The sequence below is a fragment of the Thioalkalivibrio sp. ALJ15 genome, assembly GCF_000383695.1.
Lineage (GTDB): Bacteria > Pseudomonadota > Gammaproteobacteria > Ectothiorhodospirales > Ectothiorhodospiraceae > Thioalkalivibrio.
Window position 1 is genome coordinate 79,315 of sequence record NZ_KB912058.1, and the last position, 16,887, is coordinate 96,201.

At 67.2% G+C, this 16,887-nt stretch carries 16 protein-coding genes; 9 read left to right on the plus strand and 7 right to left on the minus strand.

The features are described from left to right. Position 1: 1 nt before the first annotated feature. The 7 genes from apaG to G015_RS0107185 are packed head-to-tail and all read right to left on the minus strand — an operon-like array spanning position 2 to position 7,599. A complete protein-coding gene (apaG, locus tag G015_RS0107155) occupies positions 2–394 on the minus strand; it encodes a Co2+/Mg2+ efflux protein ApaG (protein WP_012983348.1) in 393 nt (130 codons plus the stop codon). Further along, positions 391–1,377 (minus strand): ROK family protein, encoded by a 987-nt coding sequence (locus G015_RS0107160; RefSeq protein WP_018994084.1) that lies wholly within the window; start codon positions 1,375–1,377, stop codon positions 391–393. Before G015_RS0107160 ends, apaG begins: the two co-directional genes overlap by 4 nt. 40 nt (positions 1,378–1,417) lie before the next feature. Further along, positions 1,418–2,209: a 16S rRNA (adenine(1518)-N(6)/adenine(1519)-N(6))-dimethyltransferase RsmA gene (gene rsmA / locus G015_RS0107165; protein ID WP_018175425.1), complete on the minus strand. Its 792-nt coding sequence runs from the start codon at positions 2,207–2,209 to the stop codon at positions 1,418–1,420. An 8-nt stretch (positions 2,210–2,217) separates the two neighbouring features. Next, positions 2,218–3,282 carry a 4-hydroxythreonine-4-phosphate dehydrogenase PdxA gene (gene pdxA / locus G015_RS0107170; RefSeq protein WP_028490896.1) on the minus strand — a complete coding sequence of 355 codons (1,065 nt, stop codon included), beginning with the start codon at positions 3,280–3,282 and terminating at the stop codon, positions 2,218–2,220. Further along, on the minus strand, positions 3,248–4,675 hold the full coding sequence (locus G015_RS0107175; protein WP_026182207.1) for a peptidylprolyl isomerase: 1,428 nt from the start codon (positions 4,673–4,675) through the stop codon (positions 3,248–3,250). The genes pdxA and G015_RS0107175 overlap by 35 nt, the downstream gene beginning before the upstream one ends. Beyond that, positions 4,659–6,914, minus strand: coding sequence for an LPS-assembly protein LptD (locus tag G015_RS0107180; protein WP_018649280.1), 2,256 nt, complete (start codon positions 6,912–6,914; stop codon positions 4,659–4,661). The genes G015_RS0107175 and G015_RS0107180 overlap by 17 nt, the downstream gene beginning before the upstream one ends. A 37-nt stretch (positions 6,915–6,951) precedes the next feature. Next, positions 6,952–7,599 (minus strand): adenylate kinase, encoded by a 648-nt coding sequence (locus G015_RS0107185; protein WP_018649281.1) that lies wholly within the window; start codon positions 7,597–7,599, stop codon positions 6,952–6,954. A gap of 262 nt (positions 7,600–7,861) precedes the next feature. Here G015_RS0107185 and ppa point away from each other — a divergent pair, with 262 nt between their 5' ends. The 9 genes from ppa to lipB all read left to right on the plus strand — a co-directional run bounded on the left by ppa (position 7,862) and on the right by lipB (position 16,703). Further along, a complete protein-coding gene (gene ppa / locus G015_RS0107190; protein ID WP_018138663.1) occupies positions 7,862–8,398 on the plus strand; it encodes an inorganic diphosphatase in 537 nt (178 codons plus the stop codon). Positions 8,399–8,502: 104 nt separating this feature from the next. Next, a complete protein-coding gene (mrdA, locus tag G015_RS0107195) occupies positions 8,503–10,383 on the plus strand; it encodes a penicillin-binding protein 2 (RefSeq protein ID WP_018138664.1) in 1,881 nt (626 codons plus the stop codon). After that, on the plus strand, positions 10,380–11,498 hold the full coding sequence (gene rodA, locus G015_RS0107200; protein WP_018138665.1) for a rod shape-determining protein RodA: 1,119 nt from the start codon (positions 10,380–10,382) through the stop codon (positions 11,496–11,498). Before mrdA ends, rodA begins: the two co-directional genes overlap by 4 nt. Then, positions 11,495–12,520, plus strand: a complete 1,026-nt coding sequence (gene mltB, locus G015_RS0107205) for a lytic murein transglycosylase B (RefSeq protein ID WP_018138666.1) — start codon at positions 11,495–11,497, stop codon at positions 12,518–12,520. Before rodA ends, mltB begins: the two co-directional genes overlap by 4 nt. Then, the gene (locus G015_RS0107210) at positions 12,477–13,481 is read left to right on the plus strand and encodes a septal ring lytic transglycosylase RlpA family protein (RefSeq protein ID WP_038038390.1); all 1,005 of its coding nucleotides are present in this window, start codon (positions 12,477–12,479) and stop codon (positions 13,479–13,481) included. The genes mltB and G015_RS0107210 overlap by 44 nt, the downstream gene beginning before the upstream one ends. Before the next feature lie 104 nt (positions 13,482–13,585). Beyond that, on the plus strand, positions 13,586–14,833 hold the full coding sequence (locus tag G015_RS0107215) for a D-alanyl-D-alanine carboxypeptidase family protein (RefSeq protein ID WP_018138668.1): 1,248 nt from the start codon (positions 13,586–13,588) through the stop codon (positions 14,831–14,833). 12 nt (positions 14,834–14,845) lie between these two features. Next, positions 14,846–15,730 (plus strand): D-amino acid aminotransferase, encoded by an 885-nt coding sequence (locus tag G015_RS0107220; RefSeq protein ID WP_020146373.1) that lies wholly within the window; start codon positions 14,846–14,848, stop codon positions 15,728–15,730. Then, on the plus strand, positions 15,727–15,996 hold the full coding sequence (locus G015_RS0107225) for a YbeD family protein (protein ID WP_017925710.1): 270 nt from the start codon (positions 15,727–15,729) through the stop codon (positions 15,994–15,996). Before G015_RS0107220 ends, G015_RS0107225 begins: the two co-directional genes overlap by 4 nt. After that, positions 15,993–16,703: a lipoyl(octanoyl) transferase LipB gene (gene lipB / locus G015_RS0107230; protein ID WP_028490897.1), complete on the plus strand. Its 711-nt coding sequence runs from the start codon at positions 15,993–15,995 to the stop codon at positions 16,701–16,703. The genes G015_RS0107225 and lipB overlap by 4 nt, the downstream gene beginning before the upstream one ends. Positions 16,704–16,887 lie beyond the last annotated feature (184 nt).

Consider the following 16,887-nt stretch of genomic DNA (forward strand, 5'->3'; position numbering starts at 1 on the left):
CCTAGTGAAGCGTACGGGGTACGGAGAGGGTGAAGGGCGGGATCGGCGCCTCGAAGGTGTTGCCGCGTTCGTCCTGCATGCCGTAGCTGCCCTCCATGGTGCCGACGGGTGTCTCGATTACCGTGCCGCTGGTGTACTCGAAGCTGTCCCCCGGCTCGATGCGTGGCTGCTCGCCCACCACGCCCTCGCCGCGCACCTCCTGCGTCTGGTCGCGGCCATCGCGGATGATCCAGTGGCGGTTCAGCAGTTGCACGGTCAGCGCGCCGGAGTTACGGATCGTGATGTGGTAGGCGAACACGTAGCGGTCGTCGTCGGGCTCCGACTGGTCCTCGACATAGGCCGTGGCGACCTCGATCTCGATGGCGTGTTCTTCGGTTTCGCGGGGCGAATTCATTCGGTTGCAGCTCCTGTCTGGAACCAGGCGCTGACGGCAGCGCCCAGCAGGCCGGGTTCAGGGTGCATGATAAGGGACACGGGCAGTCGCTCAAGCAAGTGGGTCATCGGTGGGCGATTATGCAGGGCCCGCAGAAACGTCGTGTCCTGGAAGTAATCGGCCCAGCGCGGGGCGATCCCGCCGGCCAGGTATAGCCCACCGGTCGGCAGCGCAGTCAGGGCCATGTCGGCTAGTTGTCCCGCATAGATCGTTACAAAACGCTGGACGACCGCGAGGGCCGCCGCGTGGCCGGCATCGGCCAGGTCACTGATGGCGGCGGCCGGGTCGGCCGCGGTCAGCGCTCGCGCCAGCTCGCCATCGTCCCGGCGTGCCAGTTCAAAGCGTGCGATGCGCGCAATGCCGCGGCCGCTGAGCAGGTGCTCGCGGGTGCAAAGCCCTTCCTCGGCGCTGACGAACGCCGCGAGCGCCGCCTCGTTGGCGTCGGCCGGGGAAAAGCGTGCGTGCCCCCCTTCGCCGGGATGGATGGCGGGCTGCTGGCGCGGGCCGACCAGGCAGGTCCCGAGACCCGTTCCGGCCCCGACCACCAGGCGCAAACCCTCTGGATCGGCCGCTGCGTTCTGCAGGGTGATCCGGTCTCCGGGTTCCAGGGCATCCAGGCAGGCGCCGACAGCGGCGAAATCGTTGATCAGGGCGACCGGGATACCCAGTGCCTGTTCGAGGGCATGCGCATCCAGTTCTGGCCAGTCGAGGTTGGTCGCGCGGGCCCGACCGCTCTGAACGGGGCCGGCCAGGGCCAGCCCCGCAGCGGCCAGCGGCTCGGCCGGTTCGACCTCGTTGCGCCAGGCCTCGAGGATGTGGTCCAGGTCGGGAAAGTCGCGGCTGGGGTAGCGGCGGATGTCGTGCAACGACCAGTGCGCGCCGCCGCGGCGCGCACGTGCGACCCGGGTGCGGGTACCTCCGATGTCGGCCACCATGAAGTCCATGGGTCCATCATAGCGGATCGCGGTCCGCTGGCGGGGCCGGTCAGCTGGGCGCGACCATTCGCGCCAGCGCTGCGAAGCCGTGGACGTCCACGGTCTCCGGGCGGGCGCCCGGGTCCAGATCGGCGGCCTCGATCCGGGAGGCATCCACCAGCCCGGACAGCCCCCGCCGCAGGGTCTTGCGGCGGTTGGAGAAAGCCTGGTTCACGACCTTTGCGAACGCCGGATACAGTGCGCTGTCCACCAGCGGCGCCTCCAGTGGTGTGATGCGCACGACCGCGGAGTGGACCTTGGGCGGCGGGTGGAAGGCGCCGGGGGGAACCCCGAACAGCGACTGGGCCCGGGCGCGCGCCGCGAGCATGACCGTCAGTCGGCCGTAGGTCTTGCTGCCGGGGGCGGCGGTCATGCGCTCGACCACTTCGCGCTGCAGGAGGAAATGCATGTCGCGGATGGCCTCCATCTGGTCGAGCAGGTGGAATAGCAGGGGGGTCGAGATGTTGTAGGGCAGGTTGCCCACGACCCGCCAGCCACCCTCCGGTGTCGGGCCAAGGCTTGCCAGGTCCAGATCCAGCGCGTCGCCCACATGGAGCTCCAGGCGCTCCGGGGCAAAGGCGGCGCGCAGACCGGCCGCCAGGTCACGGTCAATCTCCACCGCGACCAGACGATTCAGGCGCTCCAGCAAGGCGCCCGTCAGGGCCCCCCGGCCGGGGCCGATCTCCAGCACCGGGTCGTCGGGGTGCGGGGCGATCGCGCCGACGATGCGCGCGAGCACGGCCTGATCATGCAGGAAGTTCTGGCCGAACCGCTTGCGGATCGGCGGCAGCGCGCTACCCATGTGCGGCATCACCCATGGGCGTGCGCGGCCTGTGCCTGCAGGCGATGGCGGGCCAGTTCCCGAGCCAGGCCCTCGGCCGCGAGGAAGCTGCCGACCTCTGCGCGGCCGCTGCCGGCCAGGTCGAGGGCCGTGCCGTGATCGACCGAGGTGCGCACGAAGGGCAGCCCCAGGGTCACGTTGACTGCATGCCCGAATCCTGCGTGCTTGAGCACCGGGAGCCCCTGGTCGTGATACATCGCCAGTACCGCATCGACCTCGGCGAGGGCGCGCGGGGTGAAGGCGGTATCCGCGGGCAGCGGCCCGCGCAGGTCCAGGCCCTCGGCGCGCAGCCGGTCGAGCGTGGGGGTGATGACCTCGATCTCCTCGCGCCCCAGTACCCCGTCCTCGCCGGCGTGCGGGTTCAGTCCGCACACGCCGATGCGCGGGCGTTCGATTCCGAAGTCCTCGGCCAGATCGTGGTGCAGTACGCGGGCGACCGCCTCGATGCGCTCCGGCGTGATCGCGTCGGGGACGTCGCGCAGGGACAGGTGGGTAGTCACCAGTGCGACCCGCAGGGATTCGGTGGCCAGCATCATCACGGGCATGGGCGCGCCGGCGCGTTCGGCCAGCCACTCGGTATGACCACTGAACGGGATGCCGGCACGGTTGATCACGCCCTTGTGCACCGGGCCGGTGACCATCGCGTCGAAGGTGCCATCGAGACAGCCATCGGCGGCGGCGGCGAGCATTGCCAGTACGCCTTCGGCGTGCCGGGGGTCGAGGGTGCCCGTCTGCACCGGGCCGCCGGCCGGGACCGCGACGATCTCCAGGGCCCCGCGCGGCGTAGCGGTGCGCGGTCGTTCGGGGTCGAAGGGGATCAGGTGGATCGACCGGCCCAGTTGCTGCGCCCGCTGCTCGAGTACATCCGGTTCCCCGATGGCGACGCGCTGGGCGCCACCGCCAGGCTCGTGGGCCAGGGCAATCAGCAGATCTGGCCCGATCCCGGCTGGCTCGCCGGCGGTCAGTGCCAGACGCGGGATTGCACCCGGCGTCCGGGCGTCAGGAGCCGAAGCCGTCAACGCGGTACTCGACATAGGCCTCGTCGCGCAGGCGCCGCATCCACAGCTCGATCTCTTCCTCGCGCTTGCGGTTTTGCAGGATCTCGCGGGCACGGGCGCGGATCTGCTCGCGCGAGGTGTCGACCTCGCGGTGGTCGAGGACCTCGATGATGTGCCAGCCGAACTGGCTCTCCACCGGCTCGCTGATCTCGCCCGGCTGCAGGGCATTCATCGCCTCCTCGAACTCGGGCACCAGCTCGCCGGGGCTGATCCAGCCGAGCTGGCCGCCCTGGGCGGCGGAGCCGGGGTCGTCGGAGTTCGCGCGGGCCAGGGCCTCGAAGTCGCTGCCCTCGCGGATGCGGTTGTACAAGGACTCGGCCTGGCGGCGGGCCTCTTCGTCGCTGCGGACCTGGTCGGGGCTGATCAGGATGTGGCGTACCTGCGTCTGCCGGACGCGGGTCTGGTCGCCGCCTTCGCGGTCCACCAGCTTCATGACGTGGAAGCCATTCGGCGAGCGCAGCACGTCGCTGATCTCGCCGGTGCGCATCAGCACGGCCTCGCGGGCGAATACGGAGGGGATTTCGCCGGCGGTGCGCCAGCCGAGGTCGCCACCCTCCAGGGCATCCGGGGCATCGGATTCGGAGATGGCCACACTGGCGAAGTCCTCACCCTCGCGCACCCGCTGGCGCAGTTCGCGGGCCTTTTCGCGCGCAGTGGCGATCTGGCTGGAGTCCGCGCCGCGCGGCAGCGAGACCTGGATGTGCGCGATGCGATAGCGCACGCCGCGGTCGATGGCGCCGCTTTCCGAGGCGATCAGGTCCGCGATTTCCTGGTCGCTGACGCGAATCTGGTTGTCGACCTGGCGACGCTGCAGCTGGTTGACGGTCAGTTCGTTGCGAATCTGTTCGCGGAAGGCGTTGAAGTCGACGCCGTCCTGCAGCAGGGCCTGACGCAGCTGCGGCAGGTTCATGCGGTTTTCGCGCGCGATGTTCTCCATCGCCCGGTTCAGGGTCATCTCGTCGATGTTGATGCCGACCCGCTCGGCCTCCTGCAGCTGAACGCGCTCGACGATTAGCCGTTCCATGACCTGCCGGGCGAGGGTGTCACGATCCGGCGGGCGGGTGCCGCGCTCCATCATTTGCTGGGCGACCAGGTTCATGCGCTCGACCAGTTCGCGCTGGGTCACCACGTCGTCGCCGACCACGGCGAGGATGCGATCGGTGAACTGATCCCCCTCCGGTGGCGTGATGGGCGCGGCCGGCGCACCGGCCTCGGAGGCGGCCCCCGGGGTGACCGGGGCCTCGACGGCGTCCTCGGGCTGTTCGCCGCCGGGAACCTGCGCCTGTGCGGACAGGCCGAGGCTCATAAGCACGGCGCCCAGTAGCGGGAGCCAGGAGGCCCGGCGGTGTTGGTCAGGGGAGTGCGTCATATCCGGCTATACCCTCGCTCAAAAGCGAATCCACGCCGGAGTCGAAACGTCCGAGTCCGTCCAGCGTGAGTTGGAAATAAATCGAGTTGTCGTAGGTCTCGTCGAAGTCGTAGGCGCGGCGGGCGACCACTCGGATGCCATAGCAGCAACTACGATACTGAAGGCCGGCCAGAAGTTCGAGATCACGCTCCTCCTGCAGGCTGTAATTCCAGCGCCCGATCGCATCGATGCGTGGGGTCACGGGCCACAGCACGGAGACATCGGTCTGGTCGATGGAGCGGTTGCCGGCCTCGCGCTGACGATACCCCACGTTGATGCGGGCGCGAGCGCTCGGGCTGTAGCTGACCGACAGTGCTGTGAGGGTGGTCTCGCCTTCGTCCTGGTTGTACAGGATGGAGCCCCGGCCGCTCCAGGCATCGCCGATGCGCACGCGGCCCTCAAGGGCGAGATCCGAGCGGGACTCCGTCAGCGGATCGCCGTCAGGAGCGCGGCGGACCTCACGATCTTCGAAGTAGCGAATCTGGCCGGCGGACAGGCTCATCCGTTCCTGGCCGGTCTGCTCGTCGAAGATGCGGGTGGTCAGCGCGGTGGTCAGCTGGTGGGTATCGCCGACCCGGTCGGCGCCGACGAAGCGGTCGAGGCTGAACAGGTTGTCGAAGCTGAAGTCCGCCTCGCCGGTGTCGAAGACCGGGATATCGGTCTGGTCGACGAACGGGACATAGCCGTAGAAGATCCGCGGTTCCAGCGTCTGCAGGCGACGCCCGTCCTGGATCGGACGTTCGAAGACCAGACCGGTGTCGATCGATGCCCGCGGCACGGTGCGGCTGATCGACTCGGGTCCTGGCTCGCCCCGGCGGTCCAGTTCGTAATGGGTATAGCGCACCCCGGCACTGGGCTCAAAGAAGAAGCCCCCAGTATCGAAACGCCAGGAGGCCGTGGGGTTGAGGTCGAAGCGCGTGCCCAGGGGTTCCAGCGAGTCGCTCTCGCTGCGCTCGAAGCGCACCAGTTCAGTGTCCAGGTCCCAGGCCAGTCCGCGCCCCAGATACTCGCCCGCCTCCAGGGTGATCTGCGGCAGGCGCTGGTAGGGCTCGCGCTGGGCCCGCAACTCGGGGTCGATGATCTGGTAGTCCTCGATGCGGGTGCGCAGGCGGTAGGCCGGCTGGTTGTAGGTCAGGTCCGCCCGGCGGCGCAGATAGGGGGTGCTGCCGGAGTAGCGGTCCGCGCCACCGAAGTCGCGGAAATACTCGCTGTCGGAGGCGTCGGCGGCGTCCAGGCGAAAGCGCAGGTCCGAGGTCAGGCGGCTCTGGTGAAACCACTGCACGTAGTGCCGGTCGTCGCCGAATACGCGGTCGCTCGGCAGGTAGCGGATATCGGCCACGCCCTCGTGGCGAGGCTGCAGGTAGCGGAACTCGGTGCCGAGCTTCACCCCGCGATCCGTCATGACGCGCGGGGTGAAAGTCGCGTCGTAGTTCGGCGCGATGTTCCAGTACCACGGCGTGCTGATGTCGACCCCGTGTCTTGAGCTGACCCCGGCGCTGGGCAGCAGGAAGCCGCTCTGGCGGCGGTCGTCCAGCGGGAAGTGGATGTACGGCGTGTAGGCGATGGGCACGCCCTTGAAGTCAATGCGGGCGTTGCGGGCAACCCCGATGCCGCGTTCGCGGTCCAGTTCCAGATCTCGTGTGCGCAGCCACCAGCTGTCGTTGTCGATCGGGCAGGTGGTGTACTCGGCGTCCTCGAACTCGTGCAGGTGGGGCGCGAGCTGGATGCCCACCCCGGCGCTGCCTCGTGCCGGCACGGACTGCACCAGGTAGTCGATGCGCCGGAATTCCCCGGTTTCTTCGTCCAGGCGGTACTCGCCACCGTCGGTGTGCAGCAGCAGGTCGCCGTCGAACAGCCGGGTGTCACCCTCGGTGCGAGCCACGCCCGTCGCCCGGTCGTATTCGAGGAATTCGGTATCCAGGCGACGTCCTTGTTCGAAGAGCTGGACGTTTCCGCGGGCGCTGATCAGTTCACCCTCTCGGCGTACGTAATCGGCGTCGATATCAGTGATTTCGGCCGCGAGCTCGCGCATCTCGGGCCACTCCATGCCGGGAGCGAAGTCGCAGCCCGGGGGGCGCTCCATCCGCTCGAGTCCGGCCTGTGCCGCCGTGGCCGTGACGCCGAGCACGCAGGCAATGATGGTCCGCGCCGTGGCCCGGCGGTGCAGTGGGCGTGCGTAGCCGTCAGGCGATGGCGTCATGCGGGTTTCAGTCTGGGGAAACACGGATCATGCTGGATCAGTGTTTCCCCAGCAGCTGGCGGACTTCGTCGAAGATCAGTGCAATGTCGCGGGTGCCATTCACATGCTTGAGCAGGCCGCGGCGGGCGTAGTATTCGATCAGCGGCTGGGTCTGTTCTTCATAGACCTTCAGTCGATTGACGACCGTCTTCTCGGTGTCATCGGCGCGGTGGACGAGTTCGCCACCGCACAAATCACAAACCCCTTCCTGCTGGGGCGGGAAGGTATGGGAGTTGAATACCGCGCCGCAATCGCCGCAGGAGACGCGTCCGGTCAGGCGCTGTTTCAGTTCATCGAACGGCACATCGATCTGGATCGCCTGGTCCAGCGGTGCGCCGAGCTTCTCGAGCATGGTGTCCAGGGTCTCGGCCTGGGCGACGTTGCGTGGAAAGCCGTCGAGGATGAAGCCCTTTTGTGCGTCCGGTTCCTGCAGCCGGTCGCGGATCAGGCCCAGGACCAGGTCGTCGGGTACGAGCTGGCCGGCGTTCATCGCGCTTTCGACCTGCTTGCCCAGTTCGGTCTGGGCGGCCATTGCGGCGCGCAGCAGGTCGCCGGTGGAGATTTGGGGGATACCGAAGGTGGCGACCATCTTCTTGGCCTGGGTGCCCTTGCCGGACCCCGGTGCGCCCATCAGGACGATACGCATGGCTGACTCCTGCTGCCGGGTGCGACGCCGAACCGCAGCACAAGCCGGGTACGAGGCGGCACGGTGAATGGCTATCGTGAAAGGGCCGCGGTGGTGCGGCGCAAACCGTTTCCCGAGCGCGGTCTTATACCGCCTGAGGGTAATCGGCCGCAACCGCTCAATACAGCCCGTGGCTCCCTGGCCTGACGGCGACGGGTGCCATTGCGGAGGCTCTCCCCTGTATAATGCCCCGCTCTTCAAAATAATCGGAATATACTCAAGCATGGACCTCAACCAGATCGAAGCCGGCAAGGATCTCCCCAACGACATCAACGTGGTGATCGAGATCCCCACCCAGGGCCAGCCCGTCAAGTACGAGATGGACAAGGACAGCGGGGCTCTGGTGGTCGATCGCTTTATGGCGGTCGCAATGTTCTACCCGTGCAACTACGGATTCATCCCGAACACGGAGTCGGAAGACAACGACCCGGTGGACGTGCTGGTGATCACCCCGGTGCCGCTGTTGCCGGGCTCGGTCGTGCGCTCGCGCCCGATTGGCATGCTGAAAATGACCGACGAGGCCGGGGTCGACGCGAAGATCCTGGCGGTTCCGGTGAGCAAGCTGTGCACGCAGTCCGAGCGATTCAAGGGCCCGGAAGACGTGCCGAAGGAACTGCTGGACTCGATCAAGCACTTCTTTGAGCGCTACAAGGAGCTGGAGAAGGGCAAGTGGGTCAAGGTTGAGGGCTGGGTAGGCGCCGAAGAGGCCAAGGCGGAGATTGTTGCCAGCTACAAGCGTTACCAGAAGAGCAAGATCTGAGCCGGTAGCGGCCCGGCGTCAGCGCGTGGCGTGGATCGTCCCCGTATCCCCGGGGTCGGGGGTCGCCGGGTGCGCGGCGTTCGTTGTTGTGGCGGTCCGCTGAGATGGCCGGGCGCGATGACTACGGGCAGGAACAACAGGACCAGCAGCGGTATGCCGTGCGCATCCTGCTGGCACTGGTCCTGCTCGCCGCGGTCCTGCTCCTGATCGGCTGGCGCCTGTCGGGGCTTCAGGTCGGCGCGCATACCCATTTCACCACGCTGTCGGAGAACAACCGGCTGCGGGTGGAGCCGATTGCGCCCAGTCGCGGTGTGATCCGGGATCGCAATGGTCAGTTGCTGGCGGGCAACCGCGCCTCCTACCAGCTGGAGGTGACGGTTGAACAGGCTGGCAATCTCGATGACCTCCTGGAACGACTGCATGACTTTGTCGAGCTCTCCGACGCGGATATCGAACGCTTCCGCCGCGGCGTGCGTCAGCGCCGACCCTTCCAGCCGGTGCTGCTCAAGGCGGGCCTGGACGACACCACGGTGGCCAGGATCGCGGTCTCGCGGCACGAGTTGCCGGGGGTGGAGATCGAGGCCCGTCCGATGCGCTTCTATCCGCTCGGTGACAAGTTCTCGCATGTGGTCGGGTACGTGGGCCGGATCAACGAGCAGGACCTGGCACGGGTGGACCCGCGTGCCTACGCCGGCAGCTCGCATATCGGCAAGATCGGCATCGAGCGCTACTACGAGGACCTGCTGCACGGCCGCCCGGGCTACCGTCAGGTAGAGGTGAATGCCCAGGGACGGGTGATCCGCGAGTTGTCGGTGACACCACCGGAGGCCGGTACCGACATTACGCTCACCATTGACGCGGACCTGCAGCGTGCCGCTTACCGGTCGCTGGCGGGCCGGCGGGGTGCGATTGTCGCCCTGGACCCGAACAACGGCGAGGTGCTGGCGCTGGTTAGTGCCCCGGGATTCGACCCCGAGATGTTCGTGCACGGCATCTCCCAGGCCGCCTTTTCCGATCTTCAATCTGACCCCGCGCGGCCGTTGTTCAATCGCGCCCTGACCGGGCAGTATCCGCCGGGCTCCACGGTCAAACCCCTGGTGGGGCTGGCCGCGCTGGACGAGGGGATTACCACCGCGGATCGACGGATGTTCGCCCGTGGCTATTTTCAGATCCCCGGCCATGAGCGTCGCTATCGTGACTGGCGCCGGGAGGGGCATGGCTGGGTCGACATGTCGCGCGCCATCGCGGTCTCCTCTGACGTGTATTTCTACGACCTTGCGCATACGATGGGGATCGACCGCATGGTGCCGATGCTGGGGGCATTCGGGCTTGGGCAGCGCGTCGGTATCGACGCCACGGGCGAGCGCGCAGGTATCCTGCCCAGCCGTGACTGGAAGCGAGCGACGCACGACCAGGTCTGGTTCCCCGGCGAGACCCTGATCACCGCGATTGGCCAGGGCTACATGCTGTCGACACCGCTGCAGATGGCGGACTTCACGGCGACGCTGGCCGGGCGCGGGCAGCGCATCCAGCCGCGCCTGCTGCAGTCGATGGACAATGGCAACGGCGAACTCGAACGGCTGCTGCCGCAGCCTCGCGAGCCGGTGCAGGCGGCCCCGGAGCACTGGGACACGATTCACGAATCACTGATCGAGGCCGTACATACGCGCCATGGCACCGCCTGGGGTTCGATTGGCAGCCGCCCGCCGACGAACTACCGCATCGCCGGCAAGACCGGCACTTCGCAGGTCTTCGGGCTGGGCCAGGACGAGGAGTACGACGAGGACGAGCTGCCCCGGCATCTGTGGGATCACGCCCTGTTCGTGGGCTATGCGCCCGCGGACGATCCGCAGATCGCGGTGGCCGTGCTGGTCGAGCACGGCGGCTCGGGCGGTCGTGTGGCGGCCCCGGTAGCCCGCGAGGTGATGGACGCCTTCCTGAAAGGCGATGCCGGAATGACGCTCGACGTGGCGGAGGACGAATGATCAGCGTGACGGGGCGCGAGATGCCGCTAGGGCAGTGGGTGCTGGGGCGCCTGCGCCTGGATGGCGTGCTGCTGGTGCTGATCGGCATCTTGCTGCTGGTGGGGCTGGCGGTGCTGTTCAGTGCCTCCGGCGAGAGCATGATTGCCCTGGAGCGTCAGGCCATGCGCATCGGACTCGGCGTGACCGCGATGGTGCTGGTCGCGCAGATCCCCGTGCGTACTCTGCGGTCCCTCGCGCCTTGGCTGTTTGTGGCTGGTGTCGCGCTACTGCTGGCGGTCATGGTCGCCGGCGAGATCGGCAAGGGGGCGCGACGCTGGCTGGATCTCGGCTTCATGCGCTTCCAGCCCTCCGAGATCATGAAGCTGGCGGTGCCGATGATGGTCGCCTGGTACCTGTCCACTCGCAACGATCGGCCGCGTTTTCGCGACCTGCTGGTGACGGTGCCCCTGATCCTGGTGCCCGTTTTTCTGATCATGCGCCAGCCGGATCTGGGGACCGCGATGCTGGTGGGTGCCGCTGGTTTCCTGGTGATTTTCCTGGCGGGGCTGAGCTGGCGCTGGTTCGTCGGGCTGGGACTGGCCGCGGCCGCCGCGATCCCGGCGTTGTGGTTGCAGATGCATGACTATCAGCGCCAGCGGGTGCTGACCCTGTTCAATCCGGAGTCGGATCCGCTGGGGACCGGTTATCACATCATCCAGTCGAAGATCGCGATCGGCTCCGGCGGGCTGTACGGCAAGGGCTGGCTGAATGGCACGCAGTCGCACCTCGACTTTCTGCCCGAGCGTTCCACGGATTTCATTTTTGCGGTATACGCCGAGGAATTCGGGTTTATCGGTGTCGCACTCCTGTTGTTGCTGTATTTTGCGATCGTGGCGCGCGGGCTGTGGATCTCGGCCCTCGCTCAGGATCGCTTCGCCCGTTTGCTGGGCGGCAGCCTGGCGCTGACCTTCGCCGTCTATATGGTGGTCAACATCGCGATGGTGACAGGGCTTCTGCCCGTGGTCGGCGTGCCGCTTCCGCTGGTGAGCTACGGCGGCACATCATTGGTGACGCTTATGGTCGCCTTCGGTATTCTCATGAGCATTGCGTCGCAAAAGCGCCTGGTGAATCGATGACCCTCAACCTCCGCCCGCTGGGCACCCTTCGTTCCGTCCTCTTGCAGGCCGGGTTGATCCTGTCACTGGGGGCCTGCTCCCTGTCGAACGTCTCGGGGTCCGAGTTTCGCGCCGGTGATCCGCCGTACCTGGAGCGCGAGGAGGTCCAGGCCTTTATCGACGAACAGGTCGAGGCGGGCATGGATCGCGACGAGCTGGAGAGTATGTTCGCCGAGGCCGATCCCCAGCAACGCATCCTCGACCTGATCTCGGCCCCTGCCGAGGCGCGCCCCTGGAAGGACTATCGCCCGATCTTCGTGAACGACCTGCGCATCGAGCGCGGCGAGCGCTTCATGGAAGAGCAGGCCGAGACCCTCGCGCGCGCCGAGGAGACCTTCGGCGTCGAGCAGGCGATGATCACGGCGATCATCGGCGTGGAGACCAACTACGGGCGCAACACCGGGGGCTTCCGAGTGTTCGATGCGCTGGTCACGCTGGGATTTGACTACCCGCCGCGCGCGGACTTCTTCCGCCGCGAACTGGGCGAGTTTTTGACCCTGGTGCAGGAGGAGGACCTGGATGTCCGCGAGACACGGGGCTCCTACGCCGGCGCGATGGGGCGCGGACAGTTCATCTCGTCCAGCTACCGTCACTACGCGGTGGACTTCGACGGCGATGGTCGCCGGGACCTGCTGAACTCCTGGCCGGATGCGATCGGCAGTGTCGCCAACTACTTCCGCGAGCATGGCTGGCAGACCGGTGAGCCGGTGGTGGCACGCGCCCGGGTCGAGGGGGATGCCCACGAGGAGCTGATCAGCCGCAATTACCAGGCCCGCTTTGATCTCGACGAACTCGCCGAGCACGGCATCTATCCCGACGAGTCCGTGGCCGAGGACGGGAAGTACTCGTTCATTCGCCTCGAGGGCGAGGACGGGTATGAATACTATCTTGGCTATCCCAATTTCTATGTGATCACCCGCTACAACCGGAGCCCGCTGTATGCGATGGCCGTCCACCAGCTGGCCGAGGCCTTTGCCGAGTAAACGGTGCCGCCCTGGCGCGGCCGCCGCCGCGCCGGCGGTGTTGTTCGCGCTGATGCTGGCCGGCTGCTCGTCGGCCCCCGATCGCAAGGCAGACCCGGATCGCCCGCTGGGCGATGCGGCGTATGACGCCTACCCGGACCCGGATGACATCCCGCAGGATCTGGCGCTGATCCCCGACGCAGTGCCGACCGACGAGCCCCCGAGTCGCTACGGGAACCCGCCCGAGTACGAGGTCTTCGGGCAGCGCTACCGTACCCTGCGCACTAGCACCGGCTTCGAGGAAGAGGGTCTGGCCTCCTGGTACGGGACCAAGTTCCACGGCCGGCGAACCTCCAGTGGCGAGCCCTACGACATGTATGCGATGACGGCAGCCCACAAGACGCTGCCGCTGCCGACTTATGTCGAGGTCGTGAACCTGGAGAATGACCGTCGCGTGATTGTGCGGGTCAATGATCGCGGACCCTTTGTGGATGAACGCATCATTGACCTCTCCTATGCGGCGGCGCATCGGCTGGACATGACCGATGCCGGTGTGGCCCCGGTGCGCATTCGTGCCGTGGGGCCGGAAGACGTCGATTCGCCGCGTGTGGCCGAATCGCGCCCGCCAGTGCCGGAACCCATCGTGCTCGCCGAGGCCAGCCAGGGGGGCGGCAGCAGCCCGGTCGCGACATCGTCTGATGACGCGCGCGCTGCTTCCGAAGCGAACGCCCCAGAGGCCGCCGCGAACAACGGCCGCTGGGTGCAGATCGGGGCGTTTTCCGAACGCCGAACGGCGGAGGAGATCCGGCGCGATCTCGAGGCCCTGGGCTTCGAGTCGATCGAGATCTCGACGCTGGAACGCGACGAGCAGGCGGATCTGCATCGGGTGCGTATCGGCCCGCTGGAAGAGGTCGAGCTGCAGGAGGCGACCGAGCGCCTGCAGGAGGCCGCCCACGTCGACTACCGCATCGTTGACGACTGACATCGCGTATCGCTCAGTTTTTGTGCCGCCGGGCCCGTTTGCGTTCATCTGCTCGGGCCCGGTCTGCTATCGTTAGCCATCTCTACAGGAGGCCTCGAACCACCATGATCCCCCCGCTCCATTCTGTCGCCCGCCGCGCCCTGATGACCCTCTCCCTGGCCGTGTGCGTTGCCGCCATGCCGGCGATGGCGGGTGAGCCCCTGCCGGTTCCGGGCAGTGGTGGGGCCATGCCAAGCGGGATCCCCAGCCCGCCCTCTGACGTGACGGCGAAGAGCTATGCGCTGATGGACTTCGATTCCGGTCTGGTGCTGGCCTCGCGCGAGGCGGATGTTGATCGCGAACCCGCGAGCCTGACCAAGCTGATGACGGCCTACGTCGTGTTCGGCGAGATTCGCGACGGGCGGCTGGGGCTCGAGGACACGGTGACCATCAGCGAGCGGGCCTGGCGCACGGGTATGCGGGGCGCGTCGCGCATGTTTATTGAGGTCGGCGACGAGGTGAAGGTCGAGGACCTGCTGCGCGGGATGATCATCCAGTCCGGAAACGATGCCTCCACCGCGCTCGCCGAGGCTGTGGCCGGTTCCGAGGGGGCGTTCGTCGACATGATGAACAGCCAGGCGCGTGAACTCGGGATGATGAACTCGTATTTCACCAACTCGCACGGGCTGCCTTCCGATGAGCCGCAATCCACCTCTGCTCAGGATATGGCGCTGCTGGCTCGGGCGCTGATTCGCGAGTTCCCCGACCTTTACGGCTATTACAGCGAGCGCTCGTTCGAGTTCAACGATATCTCGCAGAGTAACCGCAACATGCTCCTTTGGCGTGACGCCGGTTTCGATGGCCTGAAGACGGGCTGGACCTCCGCGGCCGGTTACAACCTGGTCTCGTCGGCGAAGCGCAGCGATCGCCGCCTGATCGCCGTGGTGCTGGGCATCGAGGCCTCCAACCACCAGGAGGGTGGTACGCGTCGGGCCAACGAGTCGCAGGCCCTGGTCAACTGGGGCATGCGTTTTACCGAACCCCAGCGTCTGTTCGAGGCGGGGACGCAGCTGGGCAGCCCGCGCATCTATCGTGGTGCGGATAGCGAGGTGTCCGTCGGGCTGGCCGAGGATTTCTGGGTGATCGTGCCCCCGGGCCGCGGTGACAACCTTGAGGCCACAATGGAATTGAACCAGCCGCTGGAAGCGCCGCTGGCCGCAGGGGCCGCCGTGGGCGAGGTGCAGGCCCGTCTCAATGGCGAGTTGATCGGGCAGCAGCCGGTCGTCGCCCTTGAAGAGATCGAGGAGGGCGGGCTGGTGCGTCGCCTATGGGATGGTGCTGCCTTGTCGCTGCGCTCGGTCTGGCCGTTCTGACTCGGGGCGAGTGTGAGCGTTGCGTATTTCAATGGCGACTTCATGCCGCTCGAATCGGTGCGTATCTCCCCGCTGGATCGCGGATTCCTGTTCGGGGACTCGGTCTACGAGGTAATCCCCAGCTACGCCGGGCAGCTGTTTCTGCTGACGGAACACCTTGAGCGGCTGCAGCGCTCGCTGGACGCCATCCGCCTCGAATCGCCGCTGTCGTTCGACCAGTGGCGGGGCATGCTGGAGGAGCTCGTCCGGCGCAACGAGGGGGATGTGCCCATCGATCTCGGGCTGTACCTGCAGGTCACGCGAGGCGTCGCCCCGCGCGACCACGCCTTTCCCGCCGGCGGGCCGCCCACGGTCTTTGCGATGGCGAATCCGATCGCGCCACTGCCGGACACGATCCGCCAGGCCGGGGTCGCGGCGGTGACGGGGCCCGATACGCGCTGGTCCCGCTGTGACATCAAGGCCACTACGCTGCTGGCCAACGTGCTCGCGCGTCAGGAGGCCCGCGAACAGGATGCAGTCGAGGCCATCCTGTTGCGCGACGGTCAGGTGACGGAGGGTGCGGCCAGCAATGTGTTCGCCCTCGTCGACGGCACGCTGGTTACGCCTCCGCTGGCATCATCGCTGCTCGCGGGGGTAACAAGGGCCCTGGTCCTGCGCTTGGCCGCCCAGTGCGGTCTCGATGTTGTGGAGCGTGATCTGTCCGAGTCCCAGTTGCGTGCGGCCGACGAGATCTGGCTGACCAGTTCCACCAAGGAGCTCCTGCCGGTTTGTCGGCTCGACGGCCATCCGGTCGGAGCCGGGGTCCCGGGCCCGGCCTGGCAGGCCGTTCATGCCGCGTATCAGCAGGCAAAGCGCGACGCTCACCCGTCCCGGGCACCAGTCGAGGGGTGCGCATGACAGACGAGCGCGAAAGCCTGATCGAGTTTCCCTGTCGTTTTCCGATCAAGGTCATGGGCGACTCGCACCCGGAGCTCCTGGAGGCCGTGGAGGCCTGTGTGGCCGAGCATGTGCCGGACCCGGACGACGCCGTGATCCAGCAGCGCGCCTCCAGTGGCGGGCGTTTCGTCGGCATCACCATCACCTTCACCGCGACCAGTCAGGCCCAGCTCGATGACCTCTACCGGGCCCTGGGGCGCTGCGACCGGGTCCGCATGATCCTGTGACCGGTCCGCTCGTTCCCGGGCCCGTGGTCCGTCTGCTGGGTGTGCAGCCCTACGTCCCCGTCTGGCAGGCGATGCAACTCCAGGCCCGGGAGCGCGATGCGACCCGGCCGGACGCGTTCTGGTGCGTCGAACACCCCCCCGTCTTTACCCAGGGCCGTAATGGCCGCCCCGAGCATCTGCTGGACCCCGGCGCGACGCCGGTGGTCGCGATCGATCGCGGGGGGCAGGTGACCTGGCACGGCCCCGGACAACTGGTCATCTACACGCTGGTGGATCTGCCGCGACTGGGGATCGGGGTCCGGCGTCTGGTCGAAGGCCTGGAGCAGGCGGTGATCGATACGCTCGCGCAATGGGGTATCCACGCGCAGCGCCGGGAGAAGGCGCCAGGGGTCTATGTCGACGGGGCCAAGATTGCGGCGCTCGGGCTGCGCATCCGGCACGGGCGCAGCATCCATGGGCTGGCGCTGAACATCGCCCCGGATCTGGCGCCGTTTCAGCGCATGAACCCCTGTGGCTATCCCGGCCTCGCCGCGACCTCCATGCAGCATCTGCTCGGCCCGGTGGACGCCACCCGCGTCCGCGAGCAACTGCTCGCCCATCTAGCCGAACAGCTGTTTCCCGCCGCGGTCGCGAGCATCAGGCATGAACCCTCTTTGCCGCCCGAGCTCGTCCGTATTCTGGCGCTGGGGCGTTGTCCCGCATCCTGAGGCTGGGCCTGGTTCGTCCTCTGGAGTTTACGGTGGCTTCGTCCGGCCGCCTGCCTGCGCTGTCTCGCCAGCGCGCCGCGAGGTACTTTCTTGCTTGCCCAAGAAAGTACCCAAAGAAGGGCACCCGGATTCCGCCCGGGGACCTTGCTCCAGGGTCCTCGGGCCGGCGGCGCTGAAACTCGCT

What these genes read in the sequence shown, in the direction of transcription:
- G015_RS0107185 (WP_018649281.1), bottom strand. Translation starts at nt 7,599, where the DNA reads ATGCGTATCGTCCTGATGGGCGCACCGGGGTCCGGCAAGGGCACCCAG.
- G015_RS0107180 (WP_018649280.1), bottom strand. Translation starts at nt 6,914, where the DNA reads ATGACGCCATCGCCTGACGGCTACGCACGCCCACTGCACCGCCGGGCC.
- G015_RS0107215 (WP_018138668.1), top strand. Translation starts at nt 13,586, where the DNA reads ATGATCCCCCCGCTCCATTCTGTCGCCCGCCGCGCCCTGATGACCCTC.
- ppa (WP_018138663.1), top strand. Translation starts at nt 7,862, where the DNA reads ATGGACCTCAACCAGATCGAAGCCGGCAAGGATCTCCCCAACGACATC.
- rsmA (WP_018175425.1), bottom strand. Translation starts at nt 2,209, where the DNA reads ATGGGTAGCGCGCTGCCGCCGATCCGCAAGCGGTTCGGCCAGAACTTC.
- G015_RS0107210 (WP_038038390.1), top strand. Translation starts at nt 12,477, where the DNA reads ATGCGATGGCCGTCCACCAGCTGGCCGAGGCCTTTGCCGAGTAAACGG.
- rodA (WP_018138665.1), top strand. Translation starts at nt 10,380, where the DNA reads ATGATCAGCGTGACGGGGCGCGAGATGCCGCTAGGGCAGTGGGTGCTG.
- G015_RS0107225 (WP_017925710.1), top strand. Translation starts at nt 15,727, where the DNA reads ATGACAGACGAGCGCGAAAGCCTGATCGAGTTTCCCTGTCGTTTTCCG.
- mltB (WP_018138666.1), top strand. Translation starts at nt 11,495, where the DNA reads ATGACCCTCAACCTCCGCCCGCTGGGCACCCTTCGTTCCGTCCTCTTG.
- G015_RS0107160 (WP_018994084.1), bottom strand. Translation starts at nt 1,377, where the DNA reads ATGGACTTCATGGTGGCCGACATCGGAGGTACCCGCACCCGGGTCGCA.
- apaG (WP_012983348.1), bottom strand. Translation starts at nt 394, where the DNA reads ATGAATTCGCCCCGCGAAACCGAAGAACACGCCATCGAGATCGAGGTC.
- mrdA (WP_018138664.1), top strand. Translation starts at nt 8,503, where the DNA reads ATGGCCGGGCGCGATGACTACGGGCAGGAACAACAGGACCAGCAGCGG.
- pdxA (WP_028490896.1), bottom strand. Translation starts at nt 3,282, where the DNA reads ATGTCGAGTACCGCGTTGACGGCTTCGGCTCCTGACGCCCGGACGCCG.
- G015_RS0107175 (WP_026182207.1), bottom strand. Translation starts at nt 4,675, where the DNA reads ATGACGCACTCCCCTGACCAACACCGCCGGGCCTCCTGGCTCCCGCTA.